This is a genomic window from Alteromonas sp. 4NH20-0056 (assembly GCF_057539655.1).
In genome coordinates, this window is sequence record NZ_BAAJLS010000005.1 from 278,859 (window position 1) to 296,957 (window position 18,099).

An 18,099-nucleotide genomic window follows, 5' to 3' on the forward strand; every position below is an offset into this window, starting at 1 on the left:
ATGAAACGAACTCAGCTTGCCGCCGCCGTATTACTGGCAACAGGAAGTGTTTCGGCACTTGCCGCAACGTATTCAGTAACCCCTGTTCCACTTCAGGATAACGCGAGAAACAATTTTGCACGCTCGATTGACGATGCTGGAAACATGCTGTCTATGGTTCAGCTTGAATACAATCCACCTATTGACGTAGAGCAGCTTGAAAACGACACCACATTTTTCGCACAGTTTTCTGAATCGCTAGACAGTGAAGATGATGTAAAACAGGGTGTGTTTTCAGACAATGACTACACCCTAATTGTTAATTTTTTACTCTCTAACCAAAATGCGGTTCAGGGCCAAAAGCTTGCCGATTTTAGAACGTATATTACTGATACAACGGATGCCGAACTGGTACCGGGCTTGGATCAAGTAACTGAAAAGTTCGATGATTATACGCGCTCAGTAGAATCGGCTGGACGAGACAGTCTAGACGGTGATTTCATTGTTGGTGATTCAAGTGCGCTGGTAATATTAGAACCTTATGAGAATGATAATGGCGATGTGATTAACTACACGTATCCCGAGTCTTCTCAACAGGCATTTGTCCAAGTTAATGGTGTAACGAGTATTCTTCCTCCCGTTGATGCAACAGTGGGTGGTTTTGCTTCAGCGCGTGCCATTAACGACAATCTACAAGTTGCTGGTTTTAGTACAGTATCATTTTTAGACACTGTCGGCGAAGCGGTAGACGAATGTGCTAATGAAGAAACCAGAGGCGATATACCTGAAAGTCGATGCTTGTACGGGCTTTATTTAGGTGACTTTACGGTTCCCCGTGTTGATGGTTTTTTCAGAAATAATGCTAATCTACCCGGCTTTGTGCTTGCCTCAGAAGTTAATGCAACTATTTGGCAATTAGATGTTAATGGCGGTGTTATCAGTACCGACACCTTCCCGTTATTGTTTACGCCAGAAGAAGATGATACTGCTCACTATTTTACTTACGCGTACGATATTAATAATCAAGGGATCGCAGTAGGAGAGGCCTTAACAGGAGATCCTATACTTATTGCTCGTCCAGGCGCTTCGACAATTGCAGAAAGCGAAAGGGTTGCCGTAGTATTCCGCGATGGCGAAACGTCGGAGATGTTGCCCCGTGATGAAAACCTATTAAGTGAAGCTATCTCGATTAACGATAATAATTGGGTAGCGGGTACGGTAGTGAGAGCGAACGGTGAAATAGCACGCCCTAAGTTGCTAGCTTATAACTTAGACACTGCAGAGCAAATTGTGCAAGAAGGGTTCTTTACAAGTTCAGGTGTAGTGTCAAACGCTATCAATAATAACAATATTATTGTAGGTAAGGCAGATATTGACCCATCCAGCGAGGCGGTTCGCCTGACAAGCGCGTTTATGTTCGATATCGCTACAGAAGAGCTTGTAGATCTCAACGATTTAATTGCGTGTGATAGCCCGTACACATTAGTGGAAGCTATTGATATCAATGATAATAATGAAATCATCGCGAATGCACGCCTGAAGACGGTGAGCAAGTATGTAACAGGCGAAGATATTATCGATAGCCAAGGTGAAACTAGCCTTGTTGATTCGATTGTGGCTGTAAAACTGTCCCCTATCTCTAATGGCAGCATAGATGACTGTGAACCTGATGAGAACGACTTACCTAACGAACGTCAAGGTGCTAGCAATAGTATTATTGCGGCATTGTTTATGTTGGGTGCGTTAGTCGTAAGAAGGCGTAAAAGTGTTAGAAAGTAAAGGTGTTATCAGCCGTATAAATATTGGTTGATACTGCCCTACGCTAAGAACTGCTATGCATAAAAACCGCCACAATGGCGGTTTTTTTATTGTATAAAAGCTTAACAAGTAACGTTTTTATGACAAAAAAGTGTAATATAACTTTCATATAAAAGTCATAAAGTTAGGCAAAGTCAATCACCTAAAGCGAATAATTTTATTGAACCTATTAGCCGAATAGACTATCAAAGTAGTGTGCATAAAAATTCTGCCGGCACTATCAAAAAAATGATGTAGAGCGCCCGAGTAGATTGTTTTTAGCACTTCTAATAAACAAACGAGGCTAATCAATGAAAAGACAAAAAAGAGATAAAATGACACGCGCCCATTCTAAAGGCTATCAAGCAGGCATTAGCGGTCGCTCAAAAGAAAATTGTCCATTTCAACAATTCGATGCACGTTCACAGTGGTTAGGTGGCTGGCGTGAAGCGGTAGAAGATAGGCATACAGGGCTAAGTGTTAAATAACACCTTCTCTTTTAACTAATGATTACGCAAAGGAAAGCCCCGTTAAAGCGGGGCTTTTTTAATGCTACGACATTAATAACTAAAAATTTGATGTGTCTTGAAAAAGGCCAACCTTGAGGTCTTTTGCGGTATAAATTTCTCGCCCATCCACCTCAACACTGCCATCGGCAACGCCCATAAACAACTTACGTTTTATTACCCGCTTCATGGTTATTTTGTACGTAACTTTTTTAGCCGTCGGTAATATTTGACCGGTGAACTTTACTTCTCCAACACCAAGGGCACGCCCTTTACCAGGACCATCACTCCAACCAAGGAAAAAGCCAACAAGCTGCCACATCGCGTCTAAACCTAGGCACCCTGGCATGACAGGATCGCCAGGAAAGTGGCAATCGAAAAACCATAAGTCTGGTGTTACATCTAGCTCTGCAATGATTTCACCTTTACCATGCTCACCACCATCTTCGGTTATTGACAACACACGGTCCATCATGAGCATATTAGGCGCTGGCAACTGACTATTACCTGGACCAAACATTTCGCCACGACTACACGCTAATAAATCTTCTCTATTAAAACTATTTTTTCTCTGTGACATTCCCACACTCATTGTTGTTTTAAATCTCGGCGCCTAATTTAGCGAACACTTGTAAGCTAAACAACTCTGAACAGTCGTTTTTATAAATAAAAACGCGTGTTAAACTCAAATTTCTAACAAGCTTGTGATCACTATGACAGATAAAATTAAGATAAGTACAGTAAAAGATAAAGCGAAAGCCAACGCGGCCAAGCAAAAACGTTTTAGAGAGCGTCAACGGGAGGCGGGTAAAAAGCTGGTCCGAGGTTACGTGAGTCCAGAGGCAAAAGCCTGCTATGATGAAATACGCGAAAAAACGGGTTGGAACGATAGCGAAGCAATGTCTAATGCCCTGCGCTTAATGTATGCCGCCTACAAATGTGGCCAAATTAAACTACTCAACGAATGGCTACGCAAAAACGACCGCTAAGGAAATTAGTCGTTCTGAGCGTTTTTGCGTTTAACCCATTTTCGACTTGGGCTGTTGTTTAAGGTATGGGTAAAAACAATGCGTTTTGCCTCGGCAAGTACATCGTCTCGTTCTCTATATTCCCATAGACGTTGGGCCGTCACTTTACCAGTTTCCTCTATCGATATGATGGGGACATAATAATCATCAGCGACGTTAAAGTTTAGCATTAGCGCTTCTAGCGGCGGCAATTGCCAGGGCGCATGGCAAGCACTAGGAGGTAAATTTTTCAATTCAGGAACCCAATGTTGAATAAACTTGGCTTCAGGATCCAGCTTCTCTGATTGGGTATGAGGGTTATACAACCTGACAGTGTGAACGCCGGTGACACTGGCCTGCATTTGAATTTGCGGGTAGTGAATACCTGGCTCAAAATCTAAAAATTGTGTGGCCAAATAATGTGCGGCTTTTAACCAGTGAACATTCAAATGATGGACAAGGAAACTTGTGACCATAGCGCGCATTCTGAAATTTAAATATCCCGTCTTCGCCAACGCTCGCATACAAGCATCCACCAATGGGTATCCGGTTTTTCCATCACGCCAAGCAACAAATCGTCGTTCGCTTTCTGGGCCGTCAACGAACGGAAAGTGCGCATAAGCACGGTTGACCGGCGCGAATTCCATAGTATGTTCGCTTTCGAATTTTTGAATGAAGTGACAATGCCAGTGAAGACGCGAGGTGAGGGCAGACAGTGCGCGCGACCAGCGGCCTTTGTACTTTTCGTCGCTTTGCTTTTTCTGTATTTTTTGCTGCTGTGTGTATTGAAACACCTGCTTTATAGAAATGTTTCCCCACGCTAAGTAGGGACTAAGTCGCGTGCAATGGGTTCTGGCAGCCAAGGGCTTCGAGATGGATAAATGATACGCGGCCCCTCGTTCATTAAAGAAGTGGCGCATCACGTGCCATGCTCGTCGCTCACCGCCGTGTTGCATCAGCGTATTATTATTTATGGTTTGTGGTGAATAGTATTCATTAAAAGAGGGATCGTTAGCCCAATTAACCCACGCTATTTGCTCAATAGGCGGGTCGTACGTAGGAGAAGAAAAGCGTTCCTCCCACATATTCTGCCACTGTTTACGATGAGACAGCCCTCGTACCACGCCGCCGTACGGAGCTTCAATCCAGTTTATCCCGCGCTCAATGCACCACTGCTGAACACGAATATCACGCTCATAGGTAACCGATAGGCCAATCTCTTCATAGCTCCTTATTGTTGTGAACGTAAAATGCCGACCTAGCAATTTTAAGGCTTCAATCATTTCCATGTTTAATTCGAGTACACGGTGGTCGCTTGGCAATTGCGCGTTGATACAATTAATGCTTTGTGAAATAAAGCGCAAATGACGTTTGCTGGTGTGAGAGTCAGCAAGCACAGATGGCTCCCAGCAATAAAGCAGGATAACGAGCTCTTTGTTTTGCCAGGCATCAAAAAGGGGCTTGTGATCTCGTAAACGAAGGTCACGCTTTAGCCAAACTATTGTGGCCTCTCTCTTTACCCTAGCCATTTGCGACGAAATAGCCCCTCAGGATCGTAAGTGTGTGTTTGTTTTTGAAGGTTAAATTGACGATGACCACGAGGATCGCTTCCCACTCCCGCAAGATACAGCCAGTTTCCCCAATTGCTGCCTACATCATAATCGAGTAAAGCATGTTCAAAATATGCAGCGCCGTAACGCCAATCTTGTCTCAACTCATGTACGAAACAACTCGCCACAAGTTGCCTGCCTCGGTTTGACATATACCCGGTTTCATTCAACTGCTTCATACAGGCGTCGACTATAGGATACCCGGTCTCGCCTTTACACCACGCGTCGAACTGTTGTGGGTCATGCGTTGTATTGGGGGTAGTTTGCTGGGTGCCCGAAAAACAAAACCACTGGCTACCGTGTTTAATTTGTAGCCAGTGAAAAAACTCTCGCCAAAGCAACTCGAAAAAGATCCAGTACGTAGATTCGTTTTCTACGATGTCTCGCTCAAATCGCTTTACTTCTTGCATTAAGGCCCGCGGCGATAGGTTTCCGTTAGCCAACCAAGGTGAAAGTTTGGTGCTGTCTTCCCAACAATCCAGTGCATTTCGCGTTTCTTTATAGGACGCGGCAGCCTTGGCGTGAAATAGATAGTACTCAAGATGAGATAGTGCGACCTGCTCCCCACCTATGTGAGCGGTTTTATTAGCGGTGTGGTCACTATCCATCTCTACTCGATTTGTGCTTTCAAATCGAAGTTGGTTGCAACATGTTGGCTTATGCAAAAGAGGGTAGTGCGCTAAGGCTGGCTCACACGGCACAACCTGCGAATACTTTTCCACTTCCCTTCTAAATGGGCTGAAAACACCCGGCATCTCTGATATTTCAAACGGCAAATCATCTTCGTTAAAAAGTGTACATGCTTCGCCCTCTACAACACTAATGTTTGGGCAAGCTTCTTTTACTTGCTGAAGTTGCGCCCTTTCATCAAACCCACCGAAGAGGTTAATGCCTAAGTGCGTGTAATTTTCTTCTTGAAGAAGCGCGGTAATGATGTCGGCAGGACGACCTTTAAACGTAAATAAAGAGTGGTGATGACGTTGTAGCTGTGTATCTAGGTCTTCAAGAGATTGACATAAAAAGGCAAGCCTTTTGTCGCTTAATCTGTTTAGTCCAAATGTTGTGGCGTCAAAAAGATTGTCGTCAACGATATACACCATTGTAAGTTCATCAACCTCATCTGCAAGCAATCTTAACCCGACATTATCGTGTAGTCGCTGGTCATGTCTAAACCAAAAAAGGCCGCGCTTGATATTTGGTGTGTCACCTACGGTATGGGCGTGTTCGGTCATTATCTTCTCTTGTAAATTACCACGTTGAAAAACAATCCATAACGCTAGTAACAGCGTATTGCTTACATTACGTTTGCAATATTAATAAAGACTAAAAGTTAAGGAAAAAGTGTGACAGTTCCCGTAAGCATAATGTGGTTTAGACAAGACTTAAGAGTTAAAGACAACCCCGCGTTAAATGCTGCCTGTGACATGGGTAAAGTGATACCCATCTATATTGTGGACGAAACTGCGCCCAATGGCCGTGCGCTTGGCGGTGCAAGCAACTGGTGGTTGCACCACTCGCTATCGTCTCTCAACGAAAGACTTAACGGGCACTTACAGGTATTCAAAGGCGACCCCAAACTTATCATTCCTGAATTATTAGCCAGCTTTGAAGCTCAAGGGATATTTTGGAATCGGTGTTATGAGCCTTGGCAAATAAACCGCGATAAAGCCCTTAAAGAAGATTTGAAAGCCGATGACTACATGGTGCATAGCTGTAACGGCAGTTTATTGTGGGAGCCCATGAAGGTACTGAAAAAAGACGGTACACCATACCGTGTGTTTACACCGTACTACAGAAAAGGTTGCCTTAATGTTGAGGCTCCACGATACCCTAAAGCACCGCCAGCTCGCATCACATACGGCGATGTACCCGACAAGGGTTGTGGTATCGACGCACTGTCGTTGCTGCCCACTATAAAGTGGGACGCGACAATCCGCACTATGTGGACGCCAGGAGAAGAAGGCGCGGCGGACAATTTAGAGGCGTTTATCGAAAATGCAGTGCTCAACTATCAAGACGGCCGAGACATCCCATCTGTAAATGGAACATCCCGGCTTTCACCACACTTACATTTTGGAGAAGTATCTCCAAACCAAGTGTGGTACGCCATTAAAAATAAATTTGGTGATAGCGAACAAAAAGGCATTGATACCTATTTAAGTGAACTTGGTTGGCGAGAGTTTAGTTACTATTTGCTTTATCATTTTCCTACGTTGCCGTCTAAAAACTTCAATACAAAATTTGATAAGTTTCCATGGCGCAGCGATGCAAAAGCACTCGGGGCATGGCAAAAGGGGCAAACCGGCATCCCTATTGTAGACGCGGGTATGCGAGAGTTATGGCAAACTGGTTATATGCACAATCGTGTGCGCATGATTGTTGGTTCTTTTCTTGTTAAAAACCTATTGATCAGTTGGCATGAAGGAGAACGGTGGTTCTGGGACTGTTTATTAGATGCCGACCTAGCAAGCAATACGGCTAGTTGGCAGTGGGTTGCTGGTTCTGGCGCCGATGCATCTCCTTATTTCCGTATTTTCAACCCAGTATTACAGGGCGAGAAATTTGATAAAAAAGGTAATTATGTACGTAAATATTGCCCTGAACTTAACAACCTCCCAGACAAGTACATTCATAAACCTTGGGAAACACCGCCCGTTATTGCAAAAGATGCCGGCGTTGTGTTCGGTGATGATTACCCTAAACCCATCGTTGATTTAAAAGCGTCACGCCAACGAGCTCTGGACGCTTTCCAGCAGATAAAAGAGTAGTTTATGGCATCGTTAATACTTGTCCTTGGCGACCAGCTAACCGATACATTGCCAGCAATACGCAATGCGTCGACCCAAGATGACACCATATTAATGGCCGAGGTGAGAGAAGAAGCCACGTACGTTAAGCACCACAAAAAGAAAATTGCGTTTTTATTTAGTGCGATGCGTCACTTTGCGCAGTCACTTCGTGACAAACATTACAATGTGACATACGTAGAATATGAGGACGATAACAACCAAGGTGACTTGCTGGCGCAAGTGAAGCACACTTTAGAAAATAACACGTTCGATAACGTCATCGTAACGTTTCCCGGCGAGTACCGTTTACTAAAAAGTATGCAGCAATGGGAGAACGTATTAGGCCTGCCAGTTGTTATTGAAGAAGACGATCGCTTTTTGTCTACGCCGAGTGATTTTGCACAATGGGCCGAAGGAAAAAAACAGCTTAGGATGGAGTTTTTTTACCGTGAAATGCGCCGCAAACACCGTATTTTATTAGACGGTAAAGACCCTATTGGTGGAAAATGGAATTACGATGCACAAAATCGTGAGCCAATGTCTGCGCATCAAGATATCCCCAAGAAAACCAGCTTTACGCCTGATGATATTACGCAAACCGTACTCGCAGTCGTAGAACGTCACTTTAATGAGCACTTCGGGACATTAGATAATTTTGATTTTGCCGTGACACGAGATAATGCGCTTACTGTACTGAATACCTTTATTGAAGAGCGCTTACGCCATTTTGGTCAGTATCAGGATGCAATGGTAGAAGGGAAGCCGTGGTTATATCATGCGCATATTGGCTTTTACCTAAACTGCGGTCTACTTACCCCAAAAGAAGCGATAACCGCCGCAGAGCAAGCCTATCATTCAGGCACCGCGCCCCTTAATTCTGTTGAAGGTTTTATACGTCAAATACTTGGTTGGCGCGAATATGTTCGAGGCTTCTACTGGCACTTCATGCCTGGGTTAAAAACGGATAATTATTTTAATAATGATAGGAAGTTACCAGATTTTTACTGGCATGGCAGAACCAATATGAACTGCATGCGACAGTGTATTAAAGAAACTCACGACAATGCCTATGCGCACCATATTCAAAGGCTTATGGTAATAGGGAATTTCAGTTTACTGACAGAGCTTAGCCCAGACGAAGTGCAGGCGTGGTACTTGCTGGTTTACGCTGATGCGTACGAATGGGTAGAGCTTCCTAACGTTGCCGGGATGATTTTATATAGTGACGGTGGGAATCTAGCGAGTAAACCTTATGTGTCTAGTGGCAGTTACATTAACAAGATGTCGAACTACTGCAAAAATTGCGGGTATCAGGTGTCGAAAAAAACGGGCCCAAAAGCATGTCCGTTCAATTACCTCTATTGGCATTTTATCGACAAAAATAAAGAGAAGCTAAGTAATAACCCTCGAATGGCAATGATGTACAAAACCTACAGCCGAATGAAAGAAGAAAATATAGAGGCGATGAAACAAGACGCAGCAATATTTTTAACAAAGCTAACGAAAAATGAAGAAGTCTGAGTTACCCGAAAAAGTTTGTCCAGTGTGCAATAGACCATTTACATGGCGTAAGAAGTGGGAAAAAAACTGGGAATCTGTGAAATATTGCTCAAAACGATGCGCCGGAAACCGTAATAAATAACGTAATTTCACTTAGGAGTATATAGCAATATGGAAGCACCAATATCAGTCGATAAATTACGTTTTCTATTATTTCGATTCAAAGAGAAACTGTGGGTTCGGCCACTCACATTGTGCATACTTTCGATATGCGCGGTATTCGTCGCTAAATTAGCAGACCTTTCTTTTTTATCTCAGCATCTGCCAAGTGTAGAACAAGGCTCGGTCGATTCACTTCTTTCTATAATGGCCTCGAGTATGTTGGTCATTGCCACGTTCTCAGCGGGAACCATGGTGAATGCCTATGCTTCAGCGAGTCAATCCTCAACGCCGAGAAGCTTAAGCCTTATTATTTCTGACGATGTGTCACAAAATGCATTGTCTACATTTGTTGGCGCCTTCATTTACAGTGTGGTAGCACTCACCGTTTCAGAGAATCATTTTTTCAGCGAGGCAGGGGTCTTCGTACTATTTGTTATGACCGGCTTTGTGTTCAGTGTTGTCATCGTTACCTTCGTAAGGTGGGTAGACAGCGTTGCGCGTTTGGGCAGAGTGGGGTCGACAATATTGAAAGTAGAAACCGCGACGAAGCGAGCAATTGACCATAGAATAGACACACCATACCTTGGGGGGGTGGGAAGCCACATGATAAAAGAGCAGGGGGCTTATCCTATTTCTACCGACAAGGTAGGTTATATTCAATTGGTTGATATGTCCTTGCTACAAAACTGGGCTAAACGGAACAAAGCGTTTGTTAATGTGGTGAAGCTGCCCGGTCAGTTTGTCACACCCAACGAGCCGATAGCGTTTGTCAGTAAAGATGTTGGTGATGAAGTTGAAAGCCTTCTTTGTACGTTTAAGATACACGAAGCACGTTCCTTTGAGGCTGATCCACGTTTCGGCTTAATCGTTATGGCTGAAATAGCGTCTAAAGCGTTATCTACCTCAATTAACGACCCAGGCACCGCCATTGCTGTAATTACGAGCTTTACGCGATTGTTGCGTCAATGGGAAAAACGTGAAGAAACACGAGTCGCCAACAATAAAAGTGGTGTTGCAAAACCCAAGTATGACCGGGTTTCAGTGCCTGCGTTAGATACTGAGAGTATGTATGACGACGCATTTACGTCGGTAATGCGAGATGGTGCCGCTGTGCTTGAGGTAAACATAAAGCTACTGAAAAGTCTCGCGGTCCTTCGTAATACTGAGAACGAAACACAGCAGCAAATAGCGAATAAGTTTGCGGAAAAAGTACTGACACGTGCAATAGCATCACTTAAATTTGACGATGATAAAGCCCGAATAACTGAGCTTTATGAAGCGCTTTTTGAACAACGATAACAAGCGCAACACAAACGTAATTCAAACATGACATCATCGTTATACAAGTACTATGATGACTGTTCTAGTCATTAATTTAAGTACGTCAATTCGACGTTGAATCATCAAGTTTTGTTCTTCAAAAAACCATCTGAGGCTGATCTCTATAAGTCGTACATAAAATTTCGTACTAGACCAGTACTTAATTAAATCCTGCCTGAAGCGAATGATTAAAGATACATTGTTTCAATGTTAAGGCTCTAAAAATAATCGAAGTCCGCGTCTTATAAAATATAAAACCGATTCAGGTAGCTATAATCGACCACACAATAGCGAAATACGAAATCGTCCTGTACGTTAATGAAATTAAAGTATCAGGGGTATAACTCGCCAGATTTCACGTAGAGAGCGATACCATTTAATACCACATATTCAAATTATCCTCACTAATCCAAATCAACAATACGTCGTTTTGTGGTGCATTACGTTATGACGCGAACAGGTCCGAAGGACCGAGAGCGAAATACGTTGGTAAGCCATCACGCACATCAAACCAAACGAAAAAACTACAATCAACCGCCCCAATTACTCATATACCAGATTGCGCATAATGTATATTATGTTAAATAGAGCATTTTATTTATAATAATCTTTAAAGGTAATACATTTAATATTTAGCCTTTATTTCTTATCTCACGTAATTTAAAAATCCAAGATTATATTTAATATAGAGTAATTATATTTTGATGTTATTAACTTGGTTTTTAAATGAAATAGAAACTAGTTTAATTAAATTTGAAGTACAGAGCATACAAGCAATGCAAATGGTAACGCGGGGTTGCTCTGATAACCTCTTAATGAAAGCTTGAAGTGTTATATATGTTTAAATTGAGTTATCAAGATAATTAATAATCACATTTAAACTACGTAAGATAAGTGGCGAATAACGACAAGGCGATTAATTAGACATATATCGCATTGTCTTGTAATTAGTATAAGCCTTTTTACCCTATGTTATATATTAGGTGCTACTTTCCTCTTCAGCTTTTTTCATATTCATTAGTTGTTGCTGAGTCGACAAATAGAAAGAAAAGCGCTCGTGCGTGTACGTAAAATCTGAACCCGTTATGGGTATCTCTATTCGCAGAATTCATGTAGCGCTACGTGAAATATTGCTTCAGTTACGGCTTTAGGTAATCGATGTATGGCGTTCCTCGAGGTAGGCTTTGGCTTCGGTGATACCATATATCGCTATCCAGTCACTAACTCACCTGCTGTTCGTAGATTGTTTAGAAAGTGACTTATTCAAGACATCTTAGTGTAGTGTATATATAAACAGTATTAGGTGTGATAGCATGCATTTATACTTTTTCGAACGAAGCGCGGTGCTTTGTGACCGAGAGATGGTTATATCCCGTCGTGGTAACTAATTATTTATGATGAACATCACGCATGATAATTACAGTTATCATGCGTGATGGCTTGCCTACCAGGCATATAGATCTTGATAAGCTAGCCACGAATGCAACAACATACACCGGTTCATTTTAACTACTACTATTTCGACTATTACTAGCGACCTTCACCAATGTCTAATCGTGCTAACCACTACTTATCTAAAGAGGAACATGCACAGGGTGCACTTCCTCATGAAGAAGTATTAGCGCATCGCGAAGAACGTAATCATGATCACATTGCACGATACTTCCGAGATATTTTTAGTAAGTTACCACACAACACCCAGCGTGCTTATTTAAGTGATTTAAACGAGTTTATGATGTTTTGCTCATCTCACGGGTTGAATGGTGTTGTTGATGATTTTGAGCAAAACGAAAGCTGTATTAAGGCATATGTAACAGAATTGTGTAAGAGTCCCCTCGCCTATAGAACGATAAAACGCAGGCTGTCGGCGTTAAGCAAACTTCTTTATATTGCAAAGTATCCAAACCCAATCGTTCGTTCTGCATATCTTCGCGACTTCATTCGGCTCTCCTTAATCGAAAATAAAAAATATAGCTTCTCTTACAATCAGGCGGTACCGCTTACCATTGAATTGCTTGAAACGATTAATAACCGCGTTATTCCTGACTCTTTGTTAGAGCTTCGCGATTTAGCAATCATTAACATCATGTTTGATGCGTTACTTCGTGCTGATGAAGTAATAAGGGTGTGTGTCGAACATATTAATCGAAAGAACCTGTCATTACTTGTTTTGTCATCTAAGAACGACCAATCTGGAAAGGGTCAATACCGGTATATTTCAGCCAGCACCCTCTCAATGCTCGATGAATACGTGCAAGAAGCTAACCTTTGTCCAAATTCACATATTCAGCGAAATGCACAAGACCCACGTCGCTTAACGCGTGGGATTTTGTTTCGTAGAGTATCGAATAAAGGGCACGCGCTGCTTCCTTTTGACGAAAATCTTCCGTTTAATCGAGCCCCCATTCTAAATTATTCAAGTATTTACCGTGTGTGGCAGCGTATGGCATCGCTTGCGGGAATTACTGAGAATATAACTCCGCACAGCGGACGCGTTGGTGGTGCAGTATCTTTGGCTGAGGATGGTGCAACACTTCCAGAGTTACAGTTAGCTGGCGGTTGGCTATCTCCTGAAATGCCGGGGCATTATACGCAACAAGCGAACGTTAAACGTGGTGGTATGGCAAAGCTTTCCGAAAAATTCAAACGATAACAGCGTGTAAAAAGGCCAGCTTACAATGTTCATGACGATTTACGTAAGCGTCTGATTTATATTTAATTACAGGTGGATTCAGTGGTTACGCATAACCCGCCATACAGTTCGATACTATCAGAATTTAATGTTTCTCATGAAAAAAACGGCATATCATTACAGATATCAGCACAGTCTTTAAACAGCCTTGAAAGTGGCAGCCATGCGGCCGCCCTATCGTGTTACGGTAGCATTATACCTTTACGGCAAGCACATCGGTTTTTACTCCGTGTAACACCGCATTTGCGGTTGAACCTAACAGTAACCTCAATCCACTTTGCCCATGTGTTCCAATAACAATCAAATCCGCATTTAACTTTTCAGCCATGTGGTGAATTTCATCTGCTGGTGAGCCGATTTCAACATTCACGTGTGAGTACGGGATATCGTGTGTGGATGCTATGTCTTTCAGCGTGCGCATTGCAGACTCTCGCACATCGTCTGAAAAGTCGCGCTCCAAAAAGAAACCGTATGGCTCCATCGTAGTTTGTGGATAAGCAACATAGAGTAAATGTACTTTATGGCTACTACCCGAGACGGCGATAGCGCGCTCTACTACTTGTGTATAATCTGAGTACACGTCAACAGGGACTAACACGGTATTATAATTTTGCATGGCTGCACTCCTTAATGCTTTCATAGTAAGTATAGTGCGAACGTTATTTATCCTAATTGACCTAAATCAACCCAACGAGTACAAAAACATCCATAATCTTAAGGTGTGTTTTATAAACTGAGGAGTATTTATGATAAGAAGCATCTTATTAATGGCTTCACTTACTGCGCTAGTGGGATGTGATTTGGGCGCCAACTCGCCTCGCGGGTTCAGTTTACCTGAGGGAAATATAGAAAATGGTAAACAAGTTTTCGTGAACTATCGGTGTGTTGATTGCCACAGCATCGCTGATATTGACGTTGGAGACGAGCACCGATATATAACCGCCAGACCTATTCCTATTGGCGGCAGTAGTCCTCGAATTAAAACCTACGGTGAGCTAGTGACGAGTGTTATCAACCCATCTCATAAAATTTCTGGTCGACAACCTGCAAGCGTAACTAGCAAAAATGGCCAGTCTCTGATGAGGAATGTAAACGACGAGCTAAGCGTTACTGAACTTATTGACCTCGTCGCTTACCTTCAAAGTAACTACAAACTGGTTCCTTATAGAACGTCAGAATATCGTTTGTATCAGTTAAGAGTGCCCGGCGATAACGAAAACTAAGAGACCGATTTGGTTTCTTTTTCAATATTCGCCAATTGGCTGCATGGCATAAAGCTATCTGAATTTGCTTCTTCTATATGAAGTTTAAAAGCTTCAGGAATGTTGTTAGTCAAAAAGCTCCCTGTTTTTACCAGTGGAAACACCTCGTCATAACGCATGATGTGCGCCTGATTTACACGTCTAAAAATGTGTGTTCGATTTAATTCAAAGGTCGACGCGTGCCCAGTTGAGGAAAGGATATCCATTAGCGCATGTACCGTTTTTTTATGAAAGCGATACACGCGTTCTGATTTATCGGCAACGTCGACACCCTTAGCCAATTTAGGATCTTGTGTTGCGACCCCTGTCGGGCATCGGTTTGTATTGCAAGACAGTGACTGTACACACCCTAAAGCTAGCATCATTCCTCTAGCGCTATTGCAGATATCAGCACCTAAACTTAAGTTTTTAGCAAGTTGAAATGCGGATATTATCTTACCTGACGCGATAATTTTCACTTTGTCTCTAAGGTCAAACCCAGTCAGACAATCATCGACAAACGCCAAACCTTCTCTTAAAGGAAACCCGATTGAGTTCGTGTATTCTAAAGGTGCAGCACCGGTTCCCCCTTCACCACCGTCAATGGTAATAAAGTCGGGTGTAACGTTGGTTTCGTGCATGGCCAAACACATCGCGACAAATTCACTTTTTCTGCCGAGCGCAAGCTTGATGCCTATTGGTTTTCCCTCACTCAAGGTTCGTAACGTTTCAATAAATGAAATCAACCCCTTTGGGGTAGAAAATGTGCTGTGCCTTGGGGGAGAATCAACCTGCGTACCGGGCTCCACTCCTCTGATTTTTGCAATTTCAGGCGTATTTTTATAAGCCGGTAGTATACCGCCATGACCAGGCTTGGCGCCCTGGCTTAGTTTAATCTCTATCATTTTTACTTGAGGTAATCTGGCTTTTTCTGCAAACGTTGCCTCGTCGAACTTGCCGTCTTTAGTTCGGCAGCCAAAATAGCCTGTGCCTATCTGCCACACCACGTCACCACCATGTTCAAGATGATACGGTGTCAGTCCGCCCTCGCCCGTATTATGGTAGAACCCGCCTTTTTGTGCGCCTTTGTTTAATGCCAATATTGCGTTTTTTGATAAGCTACCAAAACTCATCGCACTGATGTTAAGCACACTTGCTTCATAAGGTTTTGTACAGTGTGGCCCGCCTACCATTATTTTGGGGTTTTGTTCCATGTCCTGAACTTCACGAGCCGACAGTGAATGACCAATCCACTCGTAACCATCTTCATAGGTATTTAATTGCGTACCAAAAGGAACCGTCTCTCTACTATCTTTAGCCCGTTGATACACGATTGAACGGAACATTCGAGAAATCGGTGCGCCACCAGTATCCGACTCCAACACATACTGTTGAAGGTAAGGTCTCATTGCTTCTACAGTCCATCTAACACGACCAATTAATGGAAAGTTTCTTAATATGGCGTGTTGCTTTTGTGACGCGTCATAAACTGCGACGATTAATAGTAAACCCGAGAGTAAAAGAAACCACCATACAGGTTGCCAAAAATAGCCTGCAATAACATTTATTAGAACGAGGATGCACAGTACACCGAGTATTCCAGCACGCATGACAACTCCTTTTAATGAGAATATGAATTTATGATCTCATTTACTGTAATTAGTTTTTGTTATAACAATCTGTTTTATATGCAATTACTAACACCTATGAGTTACGCGTAACCTTAAGTGTAGTAATATGTGCAAAATCAGGGCGCTCTTGTAGTTTGATTAGCATGCAGATGAAAGAGAATGTACTATTGGTTTAACTTATATTTTTTAGCGTGGCTTAGCAACGCAGAAAAGCTTTTGACCGTTTTTACGAAAGGTATTTCATGGAGTACGTATTCCTTCTCTTCGCCTTCACATGTGGGCTTGCGGTAAAGCAAGTAGGCATACCGCCGCTTGTAGGTTACTTGATAGCGGGTTTTCTATTGAATTTTGCTGGCTACAGTCTTACAGATGATTTAACCAGCATTGCTAACCTTGGTATCACTATTATGTTGTTCACTATTGGCCTAAAGCTGAATGTGAGCGATTTGAAAAAACGCGAGGTGTGGGCAGGCAGTGTAACCCATACCTTATTGTGGGTAGGTGTTACCGGTGTTGTGATGTTCACGATAGCCTCAGTTGCCAGCTTTCTCGTGGGTGGCTTGTCGATGCAAAGCGCCGCACTTATTGCGTTTGCACTTAGTTTTAGTAGTACTGTGTGTGTGGTTAAGGTCTTAGAGGAAAGTGGTGAAAGCAAAACCCGACATGGTCGGCTAGCGATTGGTATTCTTGTAATGCAAGATGTATTTGCGGTGGTGTTCTTGGTCGTCGCAACTGGTAAGCTTCCATCCGTATGGGCACTCGCCCTTCTCGCTTTATTCCCTGCGTTGCCGTTGATACGAAAAATTATCAATAACTCAGGGCATGGTGAATTGTTGCCGCTAACCGGTTTTATTCTTGCGCTAGGCGGCTATCACCTTTTCGAACTGGTAAATATCAAAGGCGATTTAGGCGCGCTTATTTTTGGGATAATGTTAGCACAGCATGAGAAATCGACAGAGCTTGCAAAATCACTGTTGAGTTTTAAAGATCTGTTCCTCATAGGCTTTTTCTTATCAATAGGGTTAACGGCGTTACCTGATATGAATATGATACTGATGGCGCTGCTTATCTGCGGTTTATTACCCATCAAGGCGCTGTTATTTTTCAGGCTCTTTACTTCGTTAAGATTGCGCGGACGTACGTCGTATTTAAGTAGTTTAGTGCTGTCGAATTACAGTGAGTTTGGCCTTATTGTTGCTGCCCTTGCCGTATCGTTAGGCATGCTTGATAACAATTGGTTGGTCGTCATTGCCCTCGCCGTTTCAATTTCGTTTGTTGTTACCAGCATTCTTTATCGAACATCCCATTCGCAATACCATCGCTTTAAAGAAACGATTAAGCGATACGAGCGGGATACGCGACTTAAAGAAGATATTTACCCTACGCTACATAAAGCGGAGTTTCTTGTTATCGGTATGGGTCGTGTGGGTAAAGGTGCATTCAAGGCGCTCTCAAAACTTTCCGACGTTAATGTGTGGGGAATGGATGCAGACAGAGTAAAAATAAAAAGAATGACCGAAAACGGACATAATGTTATTTGTGGTGATGGTGAAGATGTAGATTTGTGGGATAACCTCGATATCAAGAATGTTCAGTTAGTGCTGTTAGCTCTCCCTTCAATACAAGACGCGATAAATATTACTCGCCAGCTCAAAAACGCGGGGTATACCGGTAACGTTGCAGCCATTGCCCGCTACGAAGATGAAGTCCAGTATTTACGTGACCATGGTATTGATAAAGTCTTCAACTTTTTCACCGAAGCCGGCCTGGGGTTTGCTGAGGAAAGCTTAGCGTACGCGCAAACACAGAATGAACGCTAGGAACAAATACAAATAAAGGATGTAATGAGAACCATTGTCATTACT

The 18,099-nt window shown here is 42.8% G+C and carries 15 protein-coding genes; 10 read left to right on the forward strand and 5 right to left on the reverse strand.

Annotated elements, in window-relative coordinates:
- On the forward strand, positions 1-1,758 hold the full coding sequence (locus AC27EZ_RS11660; protein ID WP_487135475.1) for a DUF3466 family protein: 1,758 nt from the start codon (positions 1-3) through the stop codon (positions 1,756-1,758).
- A gap of 329 nt (positions 1,759-2,087) precedes the next feature.
- The gene (rmf, locus tag AC27EZ_RS11665; protein ID WP_487135476.1) at positions 2,088-2,264 is read left to right on the forward strand and encodes a ribosome modulation factor; all 177 of its coding nucleotides are present in this window, start codon (positions 2,088-2,090) and stop codon (positions 2,262-2,264) included.
- Between the two features lie 79 nt (positions 2,265-2,343).
- Here the strand turns inward: rmf and fabA are convergent, their stop codons facing one another.
- Positions 2,344-2,862, reverse strand: a complete 519-nt coding sequence (gene fabA / locus AC27EZ_RS11670) for a bifunctional 3-hydroxydecanoyl-ACP dehydratase/trans-2-decenoyl-ACP isomerase (protein ID WP_487135477.1) — start codon at positions 2,860-2,862, stop codon at positions 2,344-2,346.
- Between the two features lie 133 nt (positions 2,863-2,995).
- Here fabA and AC27EZ_RS11675 point away from each other — a divergent pair, with 133 nt between their 5' ends.
- Positions 2,996-3,271 (forward strand): hypothetical protein, encoded by a 276-nt coding sequence (locus AC27EZ_RS11675; RefSeq protein ID WP_487135478.1) that lies wholly within the window; start codon positions 2,996-2,998, stop codon positions 3,269-3,271.
- A gap of 5 nt (positions 3,272-3,276) precedes the next feature.
- On the opposite strand, the gene AC27EZ_RS11680 is transcribed toward AC27EZ_RS11675, so the two are convergent.
- Both AC27EZ_RS11680 and AC27EZ_RS11685 read right to left on the reverse strand, forming a co-directional pair.
- Positions 3,277-4,818 (reverse strand): cryptochrome/deoxyribodipyrimidine photo-lyase family protein, encoded by a 1,542-nt coding sequence (locus AC27EZ_RS11680; RefSeq protein WP_487135479.1) that lies wholly within the window; start codon positions 4,816-4,818, stop codon positions 3,277-3,279.
- Entirely contained in the window at positions 4,806-6,131 is a 1,326-nt protein-coding gene (locus AC27EZ_RS11685) for a DASH family cryptochrome (RefSeq protein WP_487135480.1), read from the reverse strand. Before AC27EZ_RS11685 ends, AC27EZ_RS11680 begins: the two co-directional genes overlap by 13 nt.
- 111 nt (positions 6,132-6,242) lie before the next feature.
- On the opposite strand from AC27EZ_RS11685, the gene AC27EZ_RS11690 reads away from it, so the two are divergent.
- From AC27EZ_RS11690 to AC27EZ_RS11710, 5 genes are all read left to right on the forward strand, one after another.
- Complete coding sequence (locus AC27EZ_RS11690) at positions 6,243-7,667, forward strand: cryptochrome/photolyase family protein (protein ID WP_487135481.1); 1,425 nt, start codon at positions 6,243-6,245, stop codon at positions 7,665-7,667.
- Between the two features lie 3 nt (positions 7,668-7,670).
- Positions 7,671-9,209: a cryptochrome/photolyase family protein gene (locus AC27EZ_RS11695; RefSeq protein WP_487135482.1), complete on the forward strand. Its 1,539-nt coding sequence runs from the start codon at positions 7,671-7,673 to the stop codon at positions 9,207-9,209.
- A complete protein-coding gene (locus AC27EZ_RS11700) occupies positions 9,196-9,330 on the forward strand; it encodes a DUF2256 domain-containing protein (RefSeq protein WP_487135483.1) in 135 nt (44 codons plus the stop codon). The genes AC27EZ_RS11695 and AC27EZ_RS11700 overlap by 14 nt, the downstream gene beginning before the upstream one ends.
- Positions 9,331-9,359: 29 nt before the next feature.
- The gene (locus AC27EZ_RS11705) at positions 9,360-10,649 is read left to right on the forward strand and encodes a DUF2254 domain-containing protein (RefSeq protein WP_487135484.1); all 1,290 of its coding nucleotides are present in this window, start codon (positions 9,360-9,362) and stop codon (positions 10,647-10,649) included.
- A 1,567-nt stretch (positions 10,650-12,216) separates the two neighbouring features.
- Positions 12,217-13,323 carry a tyrosine-type recombinase/integrase gene (locus tag AC27EZ_RS11710; RefSeq protein ID WP_487135485.1) on the forward strand — a complete coding sequence of 369 codons (1,107 nt, stop codon included), beginning with the start codon at positions 12,217-12,219 and terminating at the stop codon, positions 13,321-13,323.
- Positions 13,324-13,555: 232 nt separating this feature from the next.
- Here the strand turns inward: AC27EZ_RS11710 and AC27EZ_RS11715 are convergent, their stop codons facing one another.
- Positions 13,556-13,978, reverse strand: coding sequence for a universal stress protein (locus tag AC27EZ_RS11715; protein WP_487135486.1), 423 nt, complete (start codon positions 13,976-13,978; stop codon positions 13,556-13,558).
- Positions 13,979-14,108: 130 nt separating this feature from the next.
- Between AC27EZ_RS11715 and AC27EZ_RS11720 the strand changes: the two genes are divergently transcribed.
- Positions 14,109-14,585, forward strand: a complete 477-nt coding sequence (locus AC27EZ_RS11720) for a c-type cytochrome (RefSeq protein WP_487135487.1) — start codon at positions 14,109-14,111, stop codon at positions 14,583-14,585.
- Here AC27EZ_RS11720 and AC27EZ_RS11725 read toward each other — a convergent pair.
- Positions 14,582-16,213 (reverse strand): FMN-binding glutamate synthase family protein, encoded by a 1,632-nt coding sequence (locus AC27EZ_RS11725; RefSeq protein ID WP_487135488.1) that lies wholly within the window; start codon positions 16,211-16,213, stop codon positions 14,582-14,584. The genes AC27EZ_RS11720 and AC27EZ_RS11725 overlap by 4 nt on opposite strands.
- Positions 16,214-16,476: 263 nt before the next feature.
- Between AC27EZ_RS11725 and AC27EZ_RS11730 the strand changes: the two genes are divergently transcribed.
- Entirely contained in the window at positions 16,477-18,054 is a 1,578-nt protein-coding gene (locus AC27EZ_RS11730; protein ID WP_487135489.1) for a cation:proton antiporter domain-containing protein, read from the forward strand.
- Positions 18,055-18,099: the final 45 nt, after the last annotated feature.